The organism is Acidovorax sp. GW835-FHT14G06 (assembly GCF_058793595.1).
This window is the reverse complement of record NZ_JBXAGA010000007.1, coordinates 101,107-120,110: the sequence shown is the minus strand read 5'-3', so window position 1 is coordinate 120,110 and position 19,004 is coordinate 101,107. Positions and strand designations below refer to the sequence as shown.

Here is a 19,004-nt window from a genome sequence, read left to right as displayed (position 1 = left end):
CTTGCAGATGCGGGGCGTGCTCATGCGGAGGCAGCCGCCAAAACAGTAGAAAAGTCGGCACAGCTCAACACCTGCGCCACGTTGGCCATGTCGGCCACCGAGGTGTCGTGCACTGCCTGCTTGAAGGCCGCGCAGCCGTCGGACAGCACCAGCGTCTGGTAGTCGCGCATGTGTGCATCGCGCACCGTGCTGGCTACGCCCCCGTTGGTGACAATGCCGCACACCGCCACGGTGGTGATGCCCGCGCGGCGCAGCACCCAGTCCAGCTGGGTGTTGAAGAAGGCCGAATACGCCACCTTGCACACCGACACGTCCACCCACGGTGCGATCTCGGCCACATGCGCCTGGCCTGTGCTGCCGGGGGCGAAGTCGCCGCGGCGCAGAAATGGGCGCAAGGCCTTGAGGTGGGGCGACACCATAGGCTCCCCCTGCGCGTCAGGCCACAGGGTGAACTGGCTGCCCACCACCATGCCGCCTGCGGCCTTGAGCGCCTTGGCGACTGCAGCCACCCGGGGTGGCAAGGCCTGGGCGGCAGCGCTCACCGCGCCGCCGCGCGCGTAGGCGCCGTCCGGGGCCAGAAAGTCGTTTTGCAGGTCGATGATGACCAGCGCTGTGTGGCGCGGGTCGATGGTGCTGTGGCTCATGCCGCGCCCTCCCCACCGGCCCGCACCAGCAGGTTGCCCAGCGGGTCCACCGTGGCGCTGAAGCCAGGCTCCAGCCACACCGTGGTGTCGGGCTGCTCCAGGATGGCGGGGCCGTCGATGCGGGTGCCCACGGGCAGGTCCAGCCGTGCGTGGCGCGCGGCGTCCCACCAGCGGCCGGCGTGGAACACGCGCTGTACGCCGAGCGATGGGTTCACCGTAGTGGTCTGCGGGGCCAGCACCGTCAGGTCGAACTTGGGGCGCACGCCCACACGGGCGTAGCGCAGGTTCATCACCCGCACGGCAATGCCATCGAGCACACGGCCAAAGGCGGCGCAATAGGCAGCCTCAAACGCGGCGCGAATGCCCTCGTGGCTCAGCGCATCCGCCGCCACGGGCACCTGCACGGTGTGGGTCTGCCCGGCGTAGAGCATGTCGAGCGCAATGATCTCCTGCACTTCCACAAACTTCACGCCCGCTGAATCCAGGCGCTGCTGGCAGGTGGCGGCGAGTGTGGCCACCCGCTGGCGCAGGTCGGCCACGTCCAGGTCGGCCAGGGGTTTGTTCAGCGTCTGCACCGCGTCGTGGCGCATGTCGGCCATCACGCAGCCCAGGGCCGAGGTGACGCCGGGGTAGCGCGGCACGATGCCCGTGCCCACGCCCACCTCGCGCATCATGGCGCACACATGCAGCGCACCGCCGCCGCCAAACGGCATGTAGGCAAACTGGCGCGGGTCGTGACCGCGCTCGATGGACACCACGCGCACCGCGCCCGCCATCTTGGCATTGGCCACGGTGAGGATGGCTTCGGCAGCCGCCATCACGTCCAGGCCTAGCGGCTTGGCGACATGGGTCTCGATGGCGTCGCGCGACTTTTGCGCGTCCATGGCGGCCAGCAGGCCACCGCCCAGGGGTCGGTCGGCGGCAATACGGCCCAGCAGCACGTTGGCGTCCGTCACCGTGGGGCGCGTGTTGCCCCGGCCATAGCAGGCCGGGCCCGGGATGCTGCCCGCCGACTCGGGGCCGACCTGCAGCATGCCGCTGGCGTCCACCGAGGCAATCGAGCCGCCGCCCGCGCCAATGGTCTCGATCTGGATCATGGGCGAGCGCACCACCATGCCAAATTCAATGGCCGTCTGTGCGGCCAACGCCGCCTCGCCCTTGGCCACCAGCGACACGTCGAACGAGGTGCCGCCCATGTCGCCGGTGATCACATCGGGGAAACCTGCCGCACGCGCAATCGCTGCACAGGCAATCACACCTGCTGCCGGGCCCGACAGCGCGGTGCGCACGGGCACATCGCAGGCCGTCTGGCGCGACATCACGCCGCCGTTGCTTTGCACGATGAGCAGCTCGCCGCCAAAGCCCTGCGTGCGCAGGTCGCCCTCCAGCCGCTCCAGGTAGCTGCCCACCACAGGCTGCAGCGCAGCGTTGAGCGTCGCGGTGGAGCAGCGCTCGAACTCGCGGATTTCGGGCAGCACCTCGCTGGCGGCCGTCACATGCGGGTTGGGCCACACGCTGCGCACGGCGGCCACGGCGGCCTGCTCGTTGGCCGGATTGGCGTAGGTGTTGATGAAGAAGACGCAGACAGCCTCGCAGCCCGCCTCCAGCAGCGCGCGCGCTTGGGCCTTGACCTGCTCGATGTCTACGGGCGTGTGCACCGTGCCATCGGCCAGCACGCGCTCGTCCACCTCGAGGCGCAGGTTGCGCGGCACGATGGGCTCGAAGCTGCCGCGCAGGCCCCAGGTCTGCGGCCGGTCGCGGCGGCGCATCTCCAGCACATCGCGAAAGCCGCGTGTGGTGATGATGCCGGTGCGTGCCACCTTGCGCTCCAGCAGCGCATTGGTGCCCACGGTGGTGCCGTGCACGATGGTGGCGATTTGTCCGGCCGAGTCGGCCACGCGCGCCACGCCATTCATGAAGCCGCGCGCCTCCTCGCCCCGGGTGCTGGGCACCTTGACGATGCGGGCGCTGCCGTCGCGCTCATCCAACACGAACAGGTCGGTGAAGGTGCCGCCTACGTCCACGCCCACCACATAGGATGCCTCGCTCAAAGCCTTGTCCGAAACCTTGCCGCTGCTCATGCCTTGCCTTTCATTACGGCGGGAGCGCTCACATAGCCCATCGCCAGATCCTTCTCACGCGCTGCCGCATCCCGCGCGGCCGGGGCACCGTAGCCACCGCCACCGGGGGTCTCCAGGCGCACGCGCTCGCCCTGCTTGAGGTGGATACCAATCATCTTGGAGCGCATGGGTGGCCGCTTCCATTCACTATTGTTTTCATAGCTGAAGACGTTCATGGAACCAGCGCTACCGCCTGCAATGCCTTGGGGTGCAGCCTTGCCACGCTCGCCAAAGATGAACACCTCGGCGTCCTGCTCCAGCAGCTCGATCTCATAGATGGCACCCAGGCCACCGCGGTGCTGGCCGTCACCGCCCGAATCGGGCCGCAGTGCCCATTGGGTGAAGCGCACGGGGTACGCAGCCTCCAGAATTTCCAGCGGCGGGATGGTGGCGGTGGAGATGGGTGCATTGCCATGGCTCAGGCCATCGCCATCGCTGTGCCCGCCGTGACCGCCGCCGAAGAAGCTGAACATCACCCAGCGCTGGCCCTTGCGCGCGGCATCGGTGCGGTGGCCCGCGATCGACAGCGCATTGATGGTGCCGTAGGCCTGCGCCATGGCGCGCCTGGGGTCGGCGTGCGCGGTGGCGCTGAAGATCACGTCGATCATGCGCAGGATGGTCTCGGTGTAGCCACCCACCGGGCGCGGCCGCGCGGCGCTGATCACGAGGCCCTCGGGCAGTACAAAGTCCACCGCGTCCAGCACGCCCGCATTGGCAGGCACATCGGGGAACAGATGCTTGAGCGCCACGTAGCACGCCGCAATGGCCGTGGCGCGCGAGATGTTGACGGGCCCGGCGCACTGCGGCGAGGTGCGCGAGAAGTCGAGCGTGAGGCGCTCGCCCTGCACCGTCATGTCGAGGGCGATGGTCAGCGGCTCATCCTTCACCCCGTCGTTGTCCAGGAGGTCGCTGAAGGTGTAGCGCCCGTCGGGCAGCGCCGCGATGTGCGACTGCATGAGCTTGACGGCGCGCGTGCGCAGCTCGCCCATGGCCTGCTGCACCGGGGCGTCGCCGTACTGGTCCAGCAGGTCGTGCAGGCGGCGCTCGCCCAGGTCGAGCGCGGCCAACTGGCCATTGAGGTCGCCCCACAGGCTGTCGGGCAGGCGGGTGTTGGCCTTGAGGATGGCGAGCACGTCATCGTCGAACACGCCGCTGCGCACGATGCGCACGGGCGGTATCTGAACGGCCTCTTGCCAGCACTCGGTGGCGGCCGGGTTGTAGTTGCCGGGCACGTTGCCGCCTACGTCGTGCCAGTGCGCGGCCGATGCCAGAAAGCAGTACAGCTTGCCACCGCGAAAGAAGGGGCGCACCAGCTTGAAGTCATTGGCGTGTGTGCCGCCTTCGTAGGGGTCGTTGAACAGCCAGGTGTCGCCCGCCGTGATGCCACCGCGCTCGCCCGCTGCCCGCATGGCAGCGCGCACGGCGAAAGCCATCGCCCCCACAAACACGGGCAGGCCCGATTTGCCCTGCACCAGCGTGTCGCCACTGATGGCGTCATAGAGGCCGTGGCAGGCGTCATGCGCCTCGGCAATGATGGGGTTGAACGCGCTGCGGTACAGCGTGGCATCCATCTCGTCGGCGATCTGCTCCAGCCGGCCGCGCAAGACGGCCAGGGTGACGGGGTCCATAGCGGGCGGTGCGGTGGTGGTGTTGTGTTCAGCCATTGACGGCCTCCTTGCCAAAGCGGGTGCGCAGCTGGTTCAGTAGACCGCCAGCGCGCACCATGTCCATGAGAAACGGGGGAATCGGGTCGCAGGCCAGCGCACGGCCCTGGGGGGTGACAACAGCGGGCGTCTGCCAGTTGAGCGTGACGGCATCGCCTTCTGCCAGTGCATCGGCCTCGGCGCAGGTCAACAGCAGCAGGCCCAGGTTGAAGGCGTTGCGAAAGTAGAGGCCGCTGAACGACGGCGCGATGACCGCCACAATGCCCAGCCGCACCAGCACAGCGGCCGCCTGCTCGCGCGAGGAGCCAATGCCGAAGTTGGGGCCAGCAACGATCACATCGCCCTTGCGCACGCCGCCCACGAAATCGGGCCGCACCGATTCGAGGCAGTGGCGCGCCAGCACGTCCAGGCCGTGCTTCATGGCATGGCCGGGGGCGAGCACATCGGTGTCGATGTCAGCGCCAAGGCGCCATACCCTGTGAATATTCGTCATGTCGTTCATCCAACGCGCGGTGTATGAAACCGGCAAGGCCCAGACCAGTGCCACCGTGGAACTGGCTTTGCCAGGCCACCGGTGGCGTCCCCCTCCCGCGCAGCGAGAGAGGGGGAAGGCGCGAAGCGACTCAGGGGGTGAATCATGCTCATGCGAGTACCTCGCGGGGGTCGGTGATGCAACCGCGCACGGCCGATGCCGCCACGGTGTACGGCGACGCCAGATACACCTGCGCGGTGGCCGAGCCCATGCGGCCCTTGAAGTTGCGGGCGGTGCTGGAGATGACGGTGGTGTTGTCACCCACCGTGTCGCCATAGCCTGCGCAGGCACCGCAAGTGGTAGGGAACAGTTCAGCCCCCGCGCCCTGCAGCACCTGCAGCACGCCCTCGTCGCGTGCGGCGGCCTGGTCCTGCTGGCTGGCAGGGGCCACCATCAGGCGCACGCCGGGTGCCACGCGCCGGCCGCGCAGCACGGCTGCGGCTGCGCGCAGGTCGTCCAGCTTGGCGCCCGTGCACGCGCCGATGTAGGCCACGTCGATGCCCTGCCCCGCGTGCTGCGCTACCGGCGCTGCGTTGGCGGGGCTGTGCGGCGCGGCGACCTGGGGCGTGAGCGTGGTGGCGTCAAAGGTGTGGCGCGTGAGGGCTGCGCCCTCGTCGGTGCGCCAGGCCTCCAGCCCCTGCAGATCTGCGTCGGGCACGCCCGCCGTCCGCAGCCAGTCGCGCGTGGTGGCGTCGGGGGCAATCAGCCCGGCCTGGGCGCCCAGCTCGGCGCTCATGTTCGAGAGCGTCATGCGTTCCTGCATGCCCAGCGCCTGCACGGCGGGGCCGGCAAACTCCACGGCCTGGTACTGGCCGCCGTTCATGCCAAAGCGGCCAATCATGTGCAGCATCATGTCCTTGGCGGTCACACCGGGGGCCAGCTGTCCGCTCCAATGCATCTGCAATGTGAGGGGTACGCGCAGCCAGATTTCGCCGGTCACCACCACACCCAGCATTTCGGTGCTGCCGATGCCAAACATGTAGGCACCAAAGGCACCGCCTGTGGGCGAATGCGAGTCGCCGCCTACGCAGAACATGCCGGGGCGGATATGTCCGTGCTGGGGTACCACCACATGGCAGATACCCTGGCCGTCATATACATGGGGCAAGGCCTGCTCGCGCGCCCAGTCGCGGGCAATGCGCACGATGCGGCGGGATTCTTCGTCGCGCTCGGGCAGGTAGTGGTCCATGACAAGGACCACGCGGGATTTGTCCCAGATCTGCGCGCCCAGTTCGTCGAGCATGGGCTTGAGGCGCCGGGGGCCGGACGAGTCGTGGAACATGGCGAGATCCACCCGGCAGTTCACGATTTCACCGGGCGTGACGCTGGCGCGGCCGCTGGCGCGGGCCACGAGCTTCTGGGCCAGTGTGCTGGCTGCAGCATCAAGGGTGGCGGTCATTCGGGTTTGGCTCCAGCAAACTTCACCACCTTGGCCCAGCGCGGGATCTCGGCCTGCACAAAGCGCGCAAACTCGTCAGGGCTGTTGCCCACGGGCACGGCGCCTTCCAGCTCCAGGCGCTTTTTCACGTCGGGGGTGGCAATGGCCTGGCGTGCAGCATCGCTCAGGCGCTTGGCCAGCTCAGGGTTCATCTGACCGGGGCCAAACAGGCCAAACCAGGCGCTGGATTCGTAGCCCGGCAGCACCTCGGCAATCGCTGGCACATCCGGAAAGGCGGGCAGGCGCTTGGCACTGGTCACGCCCAACGCCTTGAGCTTGCCCGCGCGGATCTGCGCCTGCGCATTGCCCACGGCGGCGAACATCAGGTCGACCTGCCCGGCCAGCACATCCTGCAACGCGGGCGCAGTGCCCCGGTACGGAATGTTGACGATGTAGGCGCCCGACTGCATCTTGAAGGCATCGCCCGCCAGGTGCAGCGATGAACCCACCGCGCCGATCGCAAAGTTGAGCTTGCCTGGCTTGGCCTTGGCCAGTGCGATCAGCTCACGCACATCTTTGGCAGGCAGCGAGGGGTGGGCCACCAGCACCGAAGGCGAGGTGGCCACACAGGTCAGCGGGGTGAAGTCCTTGATAGGGTCGAACGGCAGCGAGGGATAGAGGCTGGCGTTGATGGCATGGCTGGTGAAGCTCATGAGCAGCGTGTTGCCATCGGGTGCGGCTTTGGCTACAGCATCGGCCGCGATGTTGCCGCCCGCACCGGGCCGGTTCTCGACGATCACGGTGCGGCCCAGCAGGCGGCCCATTTCGATGGACAGGGTGCGCGCCAGGGTGTCGGTGGAACCACCGGCCGGGGCGCCAACCAGGATGCGGATGGGCGCGGACTGGGCAAAGGCCCGCCCGCCCATCAGCAAGGCCGGCACAGGGGCAAGAGCTTGGAGGATTCTGCGGCGTTGGATCATGGTGTGGTGTCTCCTTCTTCGGTCACAGCGCAGGCATCACCGTGCCTTGGTCAAACAGGATGGCATGGGCGAGGAGCATGGGATTCAAAGCCCCAGATAGGCGCGGCGCAGGTCGTCGCTGCGCAGCAGTTCGTCGGGCGCGCCAGAAAAGCGGATGCTGCCGTTTTCCATCACGTAGGCACGGTCCGCAATCTCCAGCGACTGGCCCACGTTCTGCTCGACCAGCAACACCGCCAGCCCGGTGGCGCGAAGCTGGCGGATCAGGCCGAACATCTCCTCGACCAGCAGGGGCGAAAGGCCCAGCGAGGGCTCGTCCAGAATCAGCAGGCGCGGCTCTGCCATCAGGCCGCGGCCAATGGCCAGCATCTGCTGCTCGCCGCCGCTCATGGTGCCGGCGAGCTGGGTGGTGCGCTCCTTCAGGCGCGGAAAGGTGGCAAACACCTTGTCGATGTTGTCGGCCCTGCGCTCCCGCGCGCGGGTGAAGCTGCCCAGCGAGAGGTTTTCGAGCACGCTGAGGTTGGGGAAAATTTTGCGCCCTTCGGGCACCTGGATCAGTCCAGCCTTGACGACCTCGGTGTAGTGCGCGCCGCTCAGGTCGACACCCCCGAAGGCGACGGTACCGCCCCAGGCCTTGTAAATGCCACAGACCACATTGTTGAAGGTGGACTTGCCCGCGCCGTTGCTGCCCAGCAGGGCGATGGTTTCGCCGGGCTGGACCTGCAGGTCCACGCCACGCAGGACCTCGACGCGGCCATAGCCACCGCGCAGGCCCATCACGCTGAGCAAGGCGCTGGGTGCAGACGATGGAGCTGTGCTGCTCATGCGGCCTCCTTCGCTGCAGCGGCACGCAGGCGCGCCGCCGTGCCGTGACCCAGGTAGGCCTCGATCACGCGCTCGTCGGAAGTCACCACGCCCGGGCTGCCCTCGGCAATCAACTGGCCCTGCGCCAGCACCCACACATGCTCGGCCAGGTTCATCACGGCCTGCATCACGTGCTCGATCATCAAGACGGTCACGCCACCATCGGCAATGCCGCGCACCACGGGAATCATCTCGGCAATCTCCTGGGGATTGAGGCCTGCCAGCACTTCATCGAGCAGCAGCAGGCGCGGTTGTGTCGCCAGCGCGCGCGCCAGCTCCAGCCGCTTTCGGCCCGCCACCGTGAGGTCGGCTGCAGGCTTGTCCAGCTGGGGCGAAAGGCCCACGCGGGCCGCTACGTCGCTGGCCAGCGCCAGCGCCTCGCGGCGGTTGGGCTGCTTCAGATGCGCGCCCACGGCAATGTTTTCACGCACGGTTTGTGCCGCAAAGGGCTGCACGATCTGGAAAGTGCGCGTCATGCCCAGCCGGGCAATGATGTGGGGTGCCTGGCCGGTGATGTCCTGCCCTGCAAAGCGCACCGTGCCTGCATCGGGCCGCACAAAGCCCGACATCAGCGCGAACAGCGTGGTCTTGCCAGCCCCGTTGGGGCCGATGAGCGCGGTCAGCGAACCTTCTGGCACAGCCAGGCTCACGTTTTGAACTGCCTTGAGCCCACCAAACGATTTGCTCAATCCACTGAGCTGCAACAGGTCATTGGCCATGGCGGCCTCCCGAACGTTTCCAAACCGCCACCACCGACTGCCCGATACCCGCGATACCGCGCGGCAGGAACATCACGATGAGCACCAGCACCACGCCATAGATCACCATGTTGATGCCCGGCAGCTGCCCGAACAGGTTGCGCGTGATGTCGGCCAGGATGTGCAGCACCAGAGCGCCCAGCACGGGCCCCCAAACGGTGCCGATGCCGCCCACGATGGCGGCCACCAGGGCTTCCACCGACGTGACGGAGCCGTAGGCAATGCCCGGGTCGATGTACTGGAACACCTGCACATAAAACGCACCGGCTGCGCCCATGAAACCGCCCGACAGTGCGATGGCGCCCATCTTCACGTTGAAAGGATTCACGCCAATGGCACGCGCCGCGTCTTCGTTGTCGCGCACGGCCTGCAGCCAGGCGCCAAAGCGCGAGTTCTTGAGCCACCAGCTCACCAGCAGCGCCAGCGTGACCAGCGCCAGGATGAGAAAGACATAACCCTTGCGCGAGCCGAATTGCATGTTGCCCAATGACTCCTTGAGCGGCAGCATCAGCCCCACACCCGCGCCAGTGAACGGCACCGACAGTGCCAGGATGCGAAACACCTCGGCAAAGGCCAGCGTGACCAGCGCAAAGTACGAGCCCTTGAGCCCGTAGCGGAACGACAGCCCGCCCACGAACAACCCCACCAGCGCGCTGCCCCCCACCGCCATGGGCAAGGCCACCCAGGGATTGATGCCGCCTTGCATCTGCGCAATGGCCTGGATGTAGGCCCCCGTGCCAAAGAACAGCGCGTGGCCAAACGAGAACTGCCCGCCAAAGCCGCCCAGAATGTTCCAAGCCTGGGCCAGCAAGGCAGCGTAGAGCGCCATCATCACAAAGTTGAGCAGCACGCCGGAGTCCGACACGCCCGTCACGGCCGCCACGACGACGGTAAACAATCCAATGGTCCAGAGTTGCTTCATGCCTTGGCTCCAAACAGGCCCTGCGGGCGAAACAGCAGCACCGCGATGAAGATGGCAAAAATGCCGATCTGCCCCAGCGATTCGCCCAGATACAGGCCGCCCAGCGACTCCACCACCCCGATCAGCAGCCCCCCCACCAGCGCACCCGTAAAGCTTCCCATGCCGCCCAGCACCACGATGGTGAAGGCGACCAGCACAAAGCCGCCGCCCACCTGCGGATTCACGTAGTAAGCCGGAAGCAGAAAACACGCGGCTGCACCCAGACAAGCCAGACCGATACCAAAGCTCATGGCATACACGTGGTCCACGTTGATGCCCATGAGCTTGGCGCCATGCTTTTCCTTGGCTACGGCCCGGATGGCGCGGCCCAGGTCCGTCTTGCCCACGATCCAGAGCAACACGCCCGACACCACCAGCGCCCCGGCAAAGGCCACTAGCTTCGGGAGTGCAATCATGGCGGGGCCCACAGCCACGGTGGTCAGCGTGTAGGCCGTATCGATGGTGCGTGTGTCGGACTTGAAGAACAGCAGCGCCAGGTTCTCCATGACGATCGAGATACCCAGCGTGACGAGCAGGATGTTCTCGTCCTTGCCGTGGCTGGCGCGGTTGATGACGAGGCGCTGCAGGCCGTAGCCCAGGGCAAACATGCCCGGCACCAGGATGGGCAGCGCGAGGTACGGGTCCAGCCCGAAGTGCTGCTTGAGCAGGTACACGGCATACAGCGCCAGCATCAGCGACGCGCCATGCGCGAAGTTGATGATGTGCAGCACGCCGTAGATCAGCGTGAGCCCGAGCGCGATCAGGGCGTAGACCGCGCCCGTCGTCAGGCCGTTCAGGATGGAAGGAAAGAGGATGCTGAGCTCGAACATGGGTGTGGAGTTCGGCGTTAAGGCAAAGGCGCGGCCTGGCGCTCCGCGTGGGAGCGCCCCGCAGCCCCTGCATTCAGGGCCGAAAAGTGGTGGAGTTCAGGCCTTCAACGGGAAGAGCGGGTCCGCTTCGCGGTAGTCGCGCGGGATGATGACCTTGATGTCCTTATTCAGCACCTGGGTCATGAGCGGCTGGGCGCCCTGGTTCTGTCCATTGACGAATTTGGTCGGGCCGTACGGCATGATGTGATCGGCAAAGGTGCTCTTTTCCAGCGCGTCGATGAGGGCGGCGCGGTCCATCGACTTGGCACGCTCCAGCGCATCGGCCAGCAGCCACATCGAGGTGTAGGTCATGAACAGTTCGTAGCTGAAGAACAGGCCCTTGGCTTCGACGCGTTTTTTCAAGTCCTGCGCGCGCTTGTCCTTGGGGTTGAACCAGTGGTTGCAGTCGATGATGCCGTTGGCTGCGTCGGGAAACTCCTTGACGAACTTGTAGCTTGACGCAGCGCCACCCAGCACCGAGTAGATGGCCTTGGGCGTGACCTTTTGCTGCTGCATGGTGCGCACCAGCAATGCGTATTCGTTGTAATAGTTGGCGGGGATGACGATGTCGGGATTGATCGCCTTCATGCGCAGCACGATGTTGTTGAAGTCGCGCGTGGGGTTGGCGTGTTTGACGACTTCCTTGATCTCGTAGCCGTAGCCGGGCAGCTCACGTGCCAGCAGCTGTGCGGTGCCGGTTCCGAACAGCGACTCCTCGTGGATGATCATCACCGTCTTGGCAGGCTTGCCTGCTGCCGTGTTGAGCACATGCAGGTTGGCCACGGCGGTTTCAGCGCACTTCTTGTAGCCGGGGCCAAAGCGGAAGGTGTTCTTCAGGCCACGCTCCACGATCTGGTCAGCCACGCCCACATCCACAATGTGCGGCAGGTTGTACTTGGCGGCGGCCTGCGTAGTGGCCAGGCAGATGGCCGAGGCAAACGCCCCCACCACGGCCGACACGCCCGCTTCATTCATCTTCTCCACTTCGGCTGCGCCGGCTTGGGGCTGAGACTGCGCGTCGCCCAGCAGGGCTTCCAGCTTGGCGCCGCCCAGAGCCTTGATGCCGCCGGCCTTGTTGATGTCTTCGATAGCCATCATTGCGCCTTCGCGGCACTGCTGGCCCGAATAGGCCAGTGCGCCGGTCACAGGGTGCAGCACCCCCACCTTGACGGACTTGGCCTGCGCCCCGCCCACCAATGGGAAGGCCAGCGCCGACGCGGCGGCGGCCGACTGGGACATGAAATGGCGGCGAGTACTCATGGGCATTCTCCTGGCAGGTGGGTGGGGTTGAGGTTGGGGGATTGATTCAGTGGAACTGGGCCGACAGCTCTTTGCTGACCCAGACCTTGGCGTCGATGCTGCCCACGCGGGACAGCTGCATTTCATATTCGTAGCGGTCCGGCCGGTACAGGCCGTGGAGCCATTGCACTGGGCGCTCCTGGTCGTCATAGATCAATCGGCGCACCGCCAGCAGGGCCGAGCCCACCGAGACATCGAGGTGCCGAGCCACAACGGCGTCGGCCAGCTTGGCCGAGATGGTCTGGTGGGCGCGGCCCACCTTCACCCCCGACTCTTCGAGCAGCACCAGGATGGGTTTGCGTGCCAGCTCACGCCGACCGAACTGGCGGGCGATATCGGCAGGCACATAGGTGGTGATATGGGACAGCGGCCCCTCTTTGGTGCTGCGCACCCGGACCGCCTTTTGCACCGCGTCGCCCACCGCAATGTTCAGCGCGCCGGCCACCGCACGGGACGCAGTGACCGTGTCCACATCCAGCACCTTGACGGAGGTGCGCAGGCCCATGCTGACCAGGTTCTCCAGCAGGCCGGTGAGATGCGCGCGACTGTTTTCGCCCTCGCCACCTGTGCCGTTGGCAATGGATGGGGCGGGTGGCACAGGGCGGGTGCCCCGGCCGGGCTCGCGGGAGATCATGCCCTCGCCCTCCAGCAGTTCCAGCGCACGGCGCACCGTCACGCGCGCCACCGCGAACTGCCGCATCAACGCCAGTTCGCCGGGCAGACCGTCGGCAAAGCGGCCCTCCTGCAACTGTTCACGCAGCACCAGATAGATCTGGTGGTACTTGGGGAGCGGCAGGTTGTTGGAAGGCATGGGGGTCATGTTAGGAATAGTTCTAATGTCCTGTCAATAAGACATTTAAGAGCAAAATTTGCCATGTTGCAGACATTTGTGTCGCCGGTGCACACAACCGAGTACATGCAACCACCGTGCCAGCGAGGCCGGATGGGCCCCGCAGCGAAACAAAGCAAGCAGCCTGTATGACGCCATGCGACAAGGCCGCATTGACGCGCCCACAGGCATTGGCTACATTACTAACCAGTCAGTCATTAAAAATACCCGGTTTGTCCCCCACCCCCCTGCCCTCCACTGCCACGACCAGCACCAAACGCGAGCGCCGCAAGGAAGCCCGCCCAGGAGAGCTGCTGGAGGCCGCGCTTGACCTGTTCGTCGAGAAAGGGTTTGCCGCCACCCGGGTGGACGAGGTGGCAGCGCGCGCCGGAGTATCCAAGGGCACGCTGTTTCTGTACTTCCCCAGCAAGGAAGAACTCTTCAAGGCTGTAGTGCGCGAGAACATCGCCGGTCGCTTTGCCGAGTGGAACAGCGAACTGGAGACCTTTGTAGGAACCACCAGCGAGGTCCTGCGTTATTGCTACCAGGTCTGGTGGGAGCGCATCGGGTGCACCAAGGCATCCGGCATCACCAAGCTCATGCTCAGCGAGGCGCAGAACTTCCCCGAGATCGCGCAGTTCTACCAGCACGAAGTCATTCTGCCCGGCCAGGCGCTGATCCGCCGCATCCTGGAGCGTGGCATTGCACGGGGCGAGTTCCGTCCCGTGAACCTCGACTACGCCGTGTACCTGGTGCTCGCACCCATGATCTTTCTCATGATGTGGAAGCACTCGGTGGGCGCCTGCGTGCCCGATGCCCAGGAGCTGACGCCTGAGCAGTACATCGAGACCCAGATCGACAACCTCCTGCACGGTCTGTGTGTGCGCCCCGAAGCGCCGGAAGCTTCGCGCGCAGCGGGCACATTGCCGTCTGACAAGCCGTCCCCTCCCCCTTCTTTCACGCGCTTGCGCACACCCTGACCATGAAACGATGGATTCCCTGGATGGCCGCAGCCATCGTTGTTGTGCTGCTCGGCGGCGGTGTATGGCGTGCCATGGCGGTGCGGCAGGCGCAGCAGAAGGCTTTGGCCGATGCCTCCACCCAGCGCGCCGAGGCGCCGCTGCAACTGGCAGCCAATGAAGTGCTCACCGTGCAGTCGTCTCTGCTCTCGCTGGGGGTGCCGGTATCAGGCTCCTTGCGCGCCGTGGACTCGGCCATGGTCAAGGCACGCGTGGCCGGCGAGCTGCAGGGCCTGACTTTGCGGGAAGGCGACAGCGTCAAGGCGGGACAGGAAGTGGCCCGCATCGACCCGACCGAAGCCCGTGCACGACTGCGCCAGGCCCAGCAACAGGCCGATGCAGCCAAATCGCAGGTGGACATCAACCAGCGGCAGTACAACAACAACCGTGCACTGGTAGACCAGGGCTTTATCTCTGCCACGGCGCTGGTCACCTCGCAGGCCAGCCTGGAAGCGGCCCAATCCAGCTACCAGGCCGCCGTATCGGCCGCCGATGTCGCCCGCAAGGCGCTCGAAGACACCGTCCTCAAAAGCCCCATCAGCGGCCTGGTGGCGCAGCGGCTGGCCCAGCCGGGAGAGCGGGTGCCCATCGACGCCCGCATCATCGAAGTGGTGGACCTCTCCCGCCTGGAACTCGAAGCCCTGCTCACCCCGGCTGACTCCATCGGCGTGCGTGTGGGTCAGAAGGCCCAGCTCACGGTCGAAGGCGCCCCGGCGCCGGTACAAGCCACCGTCGTGCGCATCAACCCCAGCGCCCAGGCGGGCAGCCGCACCGTGCCAGTCTATTTGCGGGTGGACCAGGCACCCCACAACGCCAGCCTGCGCCAGGGCCTGTTTGTGCAAGGCCTTCTGGCCACGGGCAGTGCGCAGGTACTGACCGTTCCATTGGATGCCGTGCGCACCGACAAACCGGCACCCTACCTCCAGACGATCAAGGAGGGCCGCGTGGCCTATGCGCCGGTACAGACGGGAGCGCGCGCCGTGGTCAATGGGCAGACCCTGGTCGCGGTGGACGGCGTACCCGTGGGCACGACGGTCATTGCAGGCCGCATGGGTTCGCTGCGCGAGGGCACGCCCGTGGCGGCGGCAACTGCTGCGCCACAAGCCGCTCCCGCCTCGCGCACTGCGCCCTGACCAGCGGACGCGCCATGTGGTTCACCAAAGTCAGTCTTAAAAACCCCGTGTTCGCCACGATGGTGATGCTCGCCATCGTCGTGCTGGGCCTGTTCTCGTACCAGCGCCTGAAGGTCGATCAGTTTCCCAACATCGACTTCCCGGTGGTGGTGGTCACCGTGGACTACCCCGGTGCGTCGCCTGAAATCGTCGAGAGCGAGGTCACCAAGAAGATCGAGGAAGGTGTCAACTCGATTGCGGGCATCAACGCCCTCACCTCGCGCAGCTATGAGGGCACGGCGGTTGTCATCATCGAGTTCCAGCTCCACATCGACGGCCGCAAGGCCGCCGAGGATGTGCGCGAAAAGGTCGCCACCGTGCGCCCCTTGCTGCGCACCGAGGTCAAGGAGCCACGCGTGCTGCGTTTTGACCCCGCCAGCCGCGCCGTATGGTCGCTGGCCGTGTTGCCCGAGGAAAAATCGGGTCGTAGCGCGGTGGAACTGACCACCTGGGCCGAGCAGATCCTGAAGAAGCGCCTGGAAAACGTGCGCGGCGTGGGTGCGGTGAACCTGGTGGGTGCTACCAAGCGCGAAATCAACATCTACCTCAACCCACAGGCCCTGGAAGCCTTTGGTGTGACACCCGACCAGGTGGCCAATGCCGTGCGCAACGAGAACCAGGACCTTCCCGTGGGTGCAATCCGCTCGCTGGCGCAGGAGCGCGTGGTGCAGATCGACGCGCGCATGGAGCGGCCCGAGGATTTCGGCAAGATCATCGTGGCCCGCAAGAACGGGGCGCCCGTGCGCCTGGACCAGGTGGCCCGCGTCAACGACGGCGCGCAGGAAGTGGAAAGCCTGGCGCTCTACAACGGCCAGCGCACGCTGCTGCTGTCGGTGCAAAAGTCGCAAGGCGAGAACACCATTGAGGTGGTCGATGGCCTGAACGCTGCCGTGGTGGAACTGAAGAACCAGCTGCCACCCGGGGTGCGGCTCGAAACCATTGGCGATAGCGCCCGCCCGATCCGCGTGGCGGTCAACAACGTGCGCCAGACGCTGATCGAGGGGGCCATCCTCACGGTGCTCATCGTCTTTCTGTTCCTGAACTCCTGGCGCTCCACCGTGATCACCGGGTTGACGCTGCCCATCGCGCTGATCGGCACGTTCCTGTTCATGAACATGTTTGGCTTCACCATCAACATGATCACGCTCATGGCGCTGAGCCTGTGCGTGGGGCTGCTGATCGACGACGCCATCGTGGTGCGCGAAAACATCGTGCGCCACGTGCAGATGGGCAAAGGCGCCTACGCAGCCGCCATGGACGGCACGCAGGAGATCGGCCTGGCCGTGCTGGCCACCACGCTGTCCATCGTGGCAGTGTTCATGCCCATCGGCTTCATGGGCGGCATCATCGGCAAGTTCTTCCACGAGTTCGGCATCACCATCGTCGCGGCGGTGATGATTTCGATGTTTGTGAGCTTCACGCTCGACCCGATGCTGTCGAGCATCTGGCACGACCCGAGCATCCATGCGCACGGCCAAAAGACGGCGCCCGTCACCTTCTACGACAAAACCATTGGCCGCGTCACCGGCTGGTTTGACCGCGCCACCGATGCGCTGGCAGAGGGCTATCAGCACATCCTGCGGTGGTCGCTGGTGCACAAGCTAGCCACCATGGTCATTGCCCTGGCGGTGTTCGTGCTGAGCGTGGTCATGGTGCCGCTGCTGGGCACCGAGTTTGTGCCCAAGGCCGATTTTTCAGAGACCTCCCTCAATTTCTACACCCCCGTGGGTTCGTCGCTCGAGGCCACCGAGTCCAAGGCCAGGCAGGTGGAAGGCATCCTGCGCGAGATGCCCGAAGTGCGCTACACGCTGGCCACCATCAACACCGGCAACGCCCAGGGCAAGATGTACGCCAGCATCTACGTGCGACTGGTAGACCGCAAGGACCGCAGCCGCAGCGTGGACCAGATGTCCGACGTGCTGCGCGAGCGCCTCAAGACCGTGCCCGGCATCACCGTGACCCATGTGGGCCTGCTGGACGCGGTGGGCGGCCAGAAGCAGGTGGAGTTCTCGCTGCAGGGGCCCGACCTGCGCGAACTGGAGCGCCTGACCAAAATCGTCACCGAGAAGATCCGTGGCATCCCCGGCCTCGTGGACCTGGACACCAGCGCCAAGCCTGACAAGCCTGTGATTGCGCTGGATGTGAAGCGTGAAGTGGCGTCGGACCTGGGCCTGTCGGTGGCGCCCATGGCGGCCTCGCTGCGCACGCTGGTGGCAGGCACCACGGTGGGCAACTGGCGTGCGCCCGACGACCAGACCTATGACGTGAATGTGCGCCTGGCCCCCGAGGCGCGCACCACCCCGGCCGACCTGGAGCGCCTGCCCTTTGCCCTGGCCGCCACCGACGGGACGACCCGCATCGTGCGCCTGAACCAGGTCGCCAGCGTCACCGAATCCACCGGCGCCAACCAGATCAACCGCCGTGACCTGACCCGCGAAGTGGCGGTGAACGCCAACGTGTCCCAGCGCTCGGCGGGTGAAGTCTCGAATGACATCAAAAAGGCACTGGAGACCGTGACCTTCCCGCCCGGCTATCGCTACCAGTTTGGCGGCTCCACCAAGAACATGGCCGAGTCGTTTGGCTACGCCATCTCGGCCTTGGCCATGGCGATCATCTTCATTTACATGATCCTGGCCAGCCAGTTCAAGAGCTTTTTGCAGCCTCTGGCGCTCATGACGTCGCTGCCGCTCACGCTCATCGGCGTGGTGCTGGCGCTGCTGATGTTCCGCTCCACGCTGTCGATGTTCTCCATCATCGGCGTGGTGATGCTCATGGGTCTGGTGACCAAGAACGCCATCTTGCTGGTGGACTTTGCGATCCGTGCCCGCGAGGAACACGTGAATGACCAGGGCCAGACCGTGCCCGGTCTGCCCCGCGCCGACGCGCTGCTGCTGGCCGCCCGGGTGCGGCTGCGCCCCATCCTCATGACCACGCTGGCCATGATTTTTGGCATGGTGCCATTGGCGTTCGCGTTGTCCGAAGGGTCCGAGCAGCGCGCGCCCATGGGCCAGGCCGTGATCGGCGGGGTCATTACCTCTTCTCTCTTGACCCTGGTGGTGGTGCCGGTGGTGTATTGCTATATGGACGACTTGGCCCAGTGGGCGCTTCGCAAGATGGGACGCGCCCCGGCAGCGCCTAAAATCGAAGGTTTGTCCTGATCGTCCTGATCGGCCTTGCATCTGCCCCACGGAGAAATCCCATGAACCTGCCCCTGAACACGTCCGCCAACATCAGCGATCCCATCGCCCAGGCCCGCTACAACATGATCGAGCAGCAGATCCGCCCCTGGAATGTGCTCGACGCCGACGTGCTGGACCTGCTGGCCGTGGTGCGCCGCGAAGACTTTGTGCCCCCGGCCTACCGCAGCATGGCCTTCATGGACATTGAAGTCCCCCTGCTGGGCACGGACGCTGAAGAAGCCGTACGCAAAGGCCACAGCATGCTGCAACCCCGCGTGGAAGCGCGTGTCCTGCAAGACCTGCGGATTTTGCCCACCGACCGCGTGCTCGAAATCGGCGCCGGCTCGGGCTACATGGCCGCCCTGCTGGCCGCACGCGCCGAGCGCGTGGTGTCCCTCGAAATCCACCCCGAGCTGGCCGAAATGGCCCGCGAGAACCTGCGCGACGCGGGCGTGCAGAACGCCGACGTGCGCCAGGCCGATGGAGCCCGCGATGCCATCCCTGACGGCCCGTTTGACGTGATTGTGCTCAGTGGCTCCGTGGCCGAGGTGCCCAGCCACCTGCTGTCCCTGCTGCGCGATGGGGGCCGCCTGGGCGCCATCGTGGGTGGCGAGCCCGTGATGCGTTTCACCCTGACCCGCCGCACCGGCGACCGCTTTGAGACCACATCGCCCTGGGACACCATCGCGCCGCGCCTGGTGAACTTCCCCGAGCCCTCTGGCTTCACGTTCTGACCCCT

The 19,004-nt window shown here is 66.0% G+C and carries 16 protein-coding genes; 4 read left to right on the top strand and 12 right to left on the bottom strand.

Annotated elements, in window-relative coordinates; translation table 11 throughout:
• Positions 1-20: 20 nt before the first annotated feature.
• From AC1Q64_RS13935 to AC1Q64_RS13880, 12 genes are all read right to left on the bottom strand, one after another.
• On the bottom strand, positions 21-644 hold the full coding sequence (locus AC1Q64_RS13935) for a cysteine hydrolase family protein (RefSeq protein ID WP_492251730.1): 624 nt from the start codon (positions 642-644) through the stop codon (positions 21-23).
• The gene (locus AC1Q64_RS13930) at positions 641-2,725 is read right to left on the bottom strand and encodes a hydantoinase/oxoprolinase family protein (RefSeq protein ID WP_492251729.1); all 2,085 of its coding nucleotides are present in this window, start codon (positions 2,723-2,725) and stop codon (positions 641-643) included. Before AC1Q64_RS13930 ends, AC1Q64_RS13935 begins: the two co-directional genes overlap by 4 nt.
• A complete protein-coding gene (locus tag AC1Q64_RS13925) occupies positions 2,722-4,428 on the bottom strand; it encodes a hydantoinase B/oxoprolinase family protein (RefSeq protein ID WP_492251728.1) in 1,707 nt (568 codons plus the stop codon). The genes AC1Q64_RS13930 and AC1Q64_RS13925 overlap by 4 nt, the downstream gene beginning before the upstream one ends.
• Positions 4,421-4,930, bottom strand: a complete 510-nt coding sequence (locus AC1Q64_RS13920) for a LeuD/DmdB family oxidoreductase small subunit (protein WP_492251727.1) — start codon at positions 4,928-4,930, stop codon at positions 4,421-4,423. Before AC1Q64_RS13920 ends, AC1Q64_RS13925 begins: the two co-directional genes overlap by 8 nt.
• 139 nt (positions 4,931-5,069) lie before the next feature.
• Positions 5,070-6,359 carry a 3-isopropylmalate dehydratase large subunit gene (locus AC1Q64_RS13915; RefSeq protein WP_492251726.1) on the bottom strand — a complete coding sequence of 430 codons (1,290 nt, stop codon included), beginning with the start codon at positions 6,357-6,359 and terminating at the stop codon, positions 5,070-5,072.
• The gene (locus AC1Q64_RS13910; protein WP_492251725.1) at positions 6,356-7,318 is read right to left on the bottom strand and encodes a Bug family tripartite tricarboxylate transporter substrate binding protein; all 963 of its coding nucleotides are present in this window, start codon (positions 7,316-7,318) and stop codon (positions 6,356-6,358) included. Before AC1Q64_RS13910 ends, AC1Q64_RS13915 begins: the two co-directional genes overlap by 4 nt.
• An 84-nt stretch (positions 7,319-7,402) precedes the next feature.
• Positions 7,403-8,140 (bottom strand): ABC transporter ATP-binding protein, encoded by a 738-nt coding sequence (locus AC1Q64_RS13905; protein WP_492251724.1) that lies wholly within the window; start codon positions 8,138-8,140, stop codon positions 7,403-7,405.
• A complete protein-coding gene (locus AC1Q64_RS13900) occupies positions 8,137-8,898 on the bottom strand; it encodes an ABC transporter ATP-binding protein (protein ID WP_492251723.1) in 762 nt (253 codons plus the stop codon). The genes AC1Q64_RS13905 and AC1Q64_RS13900 overlap by 4 nt, the downstream gene beginning before the upstream one ends.
• Complete coding sequence (locus tag AC1Q64_RS13895; protein ID WP_492251722.1) at positions 8,888-9,859, bottom strand: branched-chain amino acid ABC transporter permease; 972 nt, start codon at positions 9,857-9,859, stop codon at positions 8,888-8,890. Before AC1Q64_RS13895 ends, AC1Q64_RS13900 begins: the two co-directional genes overlap by 11 nt.
• Positions 9,856-10,728: a branched-chain amino acid ABC transporter permease gene (locus tag AC1Q64_RS13890; RefSeq protein ID WP_492251721.1), complete on the bottom strand. Its 873-nt coding sequence runs from the start codon at positions 10,726-10,728 to the stop codon at positions 9,856-9,858. The genes AC1Q64_RS13895 and AC1Q64_RS13890 overlap by 4 nt, the downstream gene beginning before the upstream one ends.
• Positions 10,729-10,824: 96 nt before the next feature.
• Complete coding sequence (locus AC1Q64_RS13885; protein ID WP_291438480.1) at positions 10,825-12,027, bottom strand: ABC transporter substrate-binding protein; 1,203 nt, start codon at positions 12,025-12,027, stop codon at positions 10,825-10,827.
• Positions 12,028-12,073: 46 nt separating this feature from the next.
• Positions 12,074-12,886: a GntR family transcriptional regulator gene (locus AC1Q64_RS13880; protein WP_291438478.1), complete on the bottom strand. Its 813-nt coding sequence runs from the start codon at positions 12,884-12,886 to the stop codon at positions 12,074-12,076.
• A 242-nt stretch (positions 12,887-13,128) separates the two neighbouring features.
• Here AC1Q64_RS13880 and AC1Q64_RS13875 point away from each other — a divergent pair, with 242 nt between their 5' ends.
• From AC1Q64_RS13875 to AC1Q64_RS13860, 4 genes are read left to right on the top strand one after another with little or no spacing between them, the layout of a single operon-like run.
• Positions 13,129-13,875: a TetR/AcrR family transcriptional regulator gene (locus AC1Q64_RS13875; protein WP_291438476.1), complete on the top strand. Its 747-nt coding sequence runs from the start codon at positions 13,129-13,131 to the stop codon at positions 13,873-13,875.
• 2 nt (positions 13,876-13,877) lie between these two features.
• On the top strand, positions 13,878-15,047 hold the full coding sequence (locus AC1Q64_RS13870) for an efflux RND transporter periplasmic adaptor subunit (RefSeq protein ID WP_492251720.1): 1,170 nt from the start codon (positions 13,878-13,880) through the stop codon (positions 15,045-15,047).
• Positions 15,048-15,061: 14 nt separating this feature from the next.
• Positions 15,062-18,244, top strand: coding sequence for an efflux RND transporter permease subunit (locus AC1Q64_RS13865; protein WP_492251719.1), 3,183 nt, complete (start codon positions 15,062-15,064; stop codon positions 18,242-18,244).
• Between the two features lie 41 nt (positions 18,245-18,285).
• Positions 18,286-18,999, top strand: a complete 714-nt coding sequence (locus tag AC1Q64_RS13860; RefSeq protein ID WP_492251718.1) for a protein-L-isoaspartate O-methyltransferase family protein — start codon at positions 18,286-18,288, stop codon at positions 18,997-18,999.
• Positions 19,000-19,004 lie beyond the last annotated feature (5 nt).

Excerpts from the sequence above, each read along its gene's own strand:
- AC1Q64_RS13885 (WP_291438480.1), bottom strand. The coding sequence starts at position 12,027 with ATGAGTACTCGCCGCCATTTCATGTCCCAGTCGGCCGCCGCCGCGTCG.
- AC1Q64_RS13930 (WP_492251729.1), bottom strand. The coding sequence starts at position 2,725 with ATGAGCAGCGGCAAGGTTTCGGACAAGGCTTTGAGCGAGGCATCCTAT.
- AC1Q64_RS13895 (WP_492251722.1), bottom strand. The coding sequence starts at position 9,859 with ATGAAGCAACTCTGGACCATTGGATTGTTTACCGTCGTCGTGGCGGCC.
- AC1Q64_RS13865 (WP_492251719.1), top strand. The coding sequence starts at position 15,062 with ATGTGGTTCACCAAAGTCAGTCTTAAAAACCCCGTGTTCGCCACGATG.
- AC1Q64_RS13890 (WP_492251721.1), bottom strand. The coding sequence starts at position 10,728 with ATGTTCGAGCTCAGCATCCTCTTTCCTTCCATCCTGAACGGCCTGACG.
- AC1Q64_RS13935 (WP_492251730.1), bottom strand. The coding sequence starts at position 644 with ATGAGCCACAGCACCATCGACCCGCGCCACACAGCGCTGGTCATCATC.
- AC1Q64_RS13925 (WP_492251728.1), bottom strand. The coding sequence starts at position 4,428 with ATGGCTGAACACAACACCACCACCGCACCGCCCGCTATGGACCCCGTC.
- AC1Q64_RS13870 (WP_492251720.1), top strand. The coding sequence starts at position 13,878 with ATGAAACGATGGATTCCCTGGATGGCCGCAGCCATCGTTGTTGTGCTG.
- AC1Q64_RS13905 (WP_492251724.1), bottom strand. The coding sequence starts at position 8,140 with ATGAGCAGCACAGCTCCATCGTCTGCACCCAGCGCCTTGCTCAGCGTG.
- AC1Q64_RS13900 (WP_492251723.1), bottom strand. The coding sequence starts at position 8,898 with ATGGCCAATGACCTGTTGCAGCTCAGTGGATTGAGCAAATCGTTTGGT.
- AC1Q64_RS13920 (WP_492251727.1), bottom strand. The coding sequence starts at position 4,930 with ATGAACGACATGACGAATATTCACAGGGTATGGCGCCTTGGCGCTGAC.
- AC1Q64_RS13880 (WP_291438478.1), bottom strand. The coding sequence starts at position 12,886 with ATGACCCCCATGCCTTCCAACAACCTGCCGCTCCCCAAGTACCACCAG.
- AC1Q64_RS13910 (WP_492251725.1), bottom strand. The coding sequence starts at position 7,318 with ATGATCCAACGCCGCAGAATCCTCCAAGCTCTTGCCCCTGTGCCGGCC.
- AC1Q64_RS13915 (WP_492251726.1), bottom strand. The coding sequence starts at position 6,359 with ATGACCGCCACCCTTGATGCTGCAGCCAGCACACTGGCCCAGAAGCTC.
- AC1Q64_RS13860 (WP_492251718.1), top strand. The coding sequence starts at position 18,286 with ATGAACCTGCCCCTGAACACGTCCGCCAACATCAGCGATCCCATCGCC.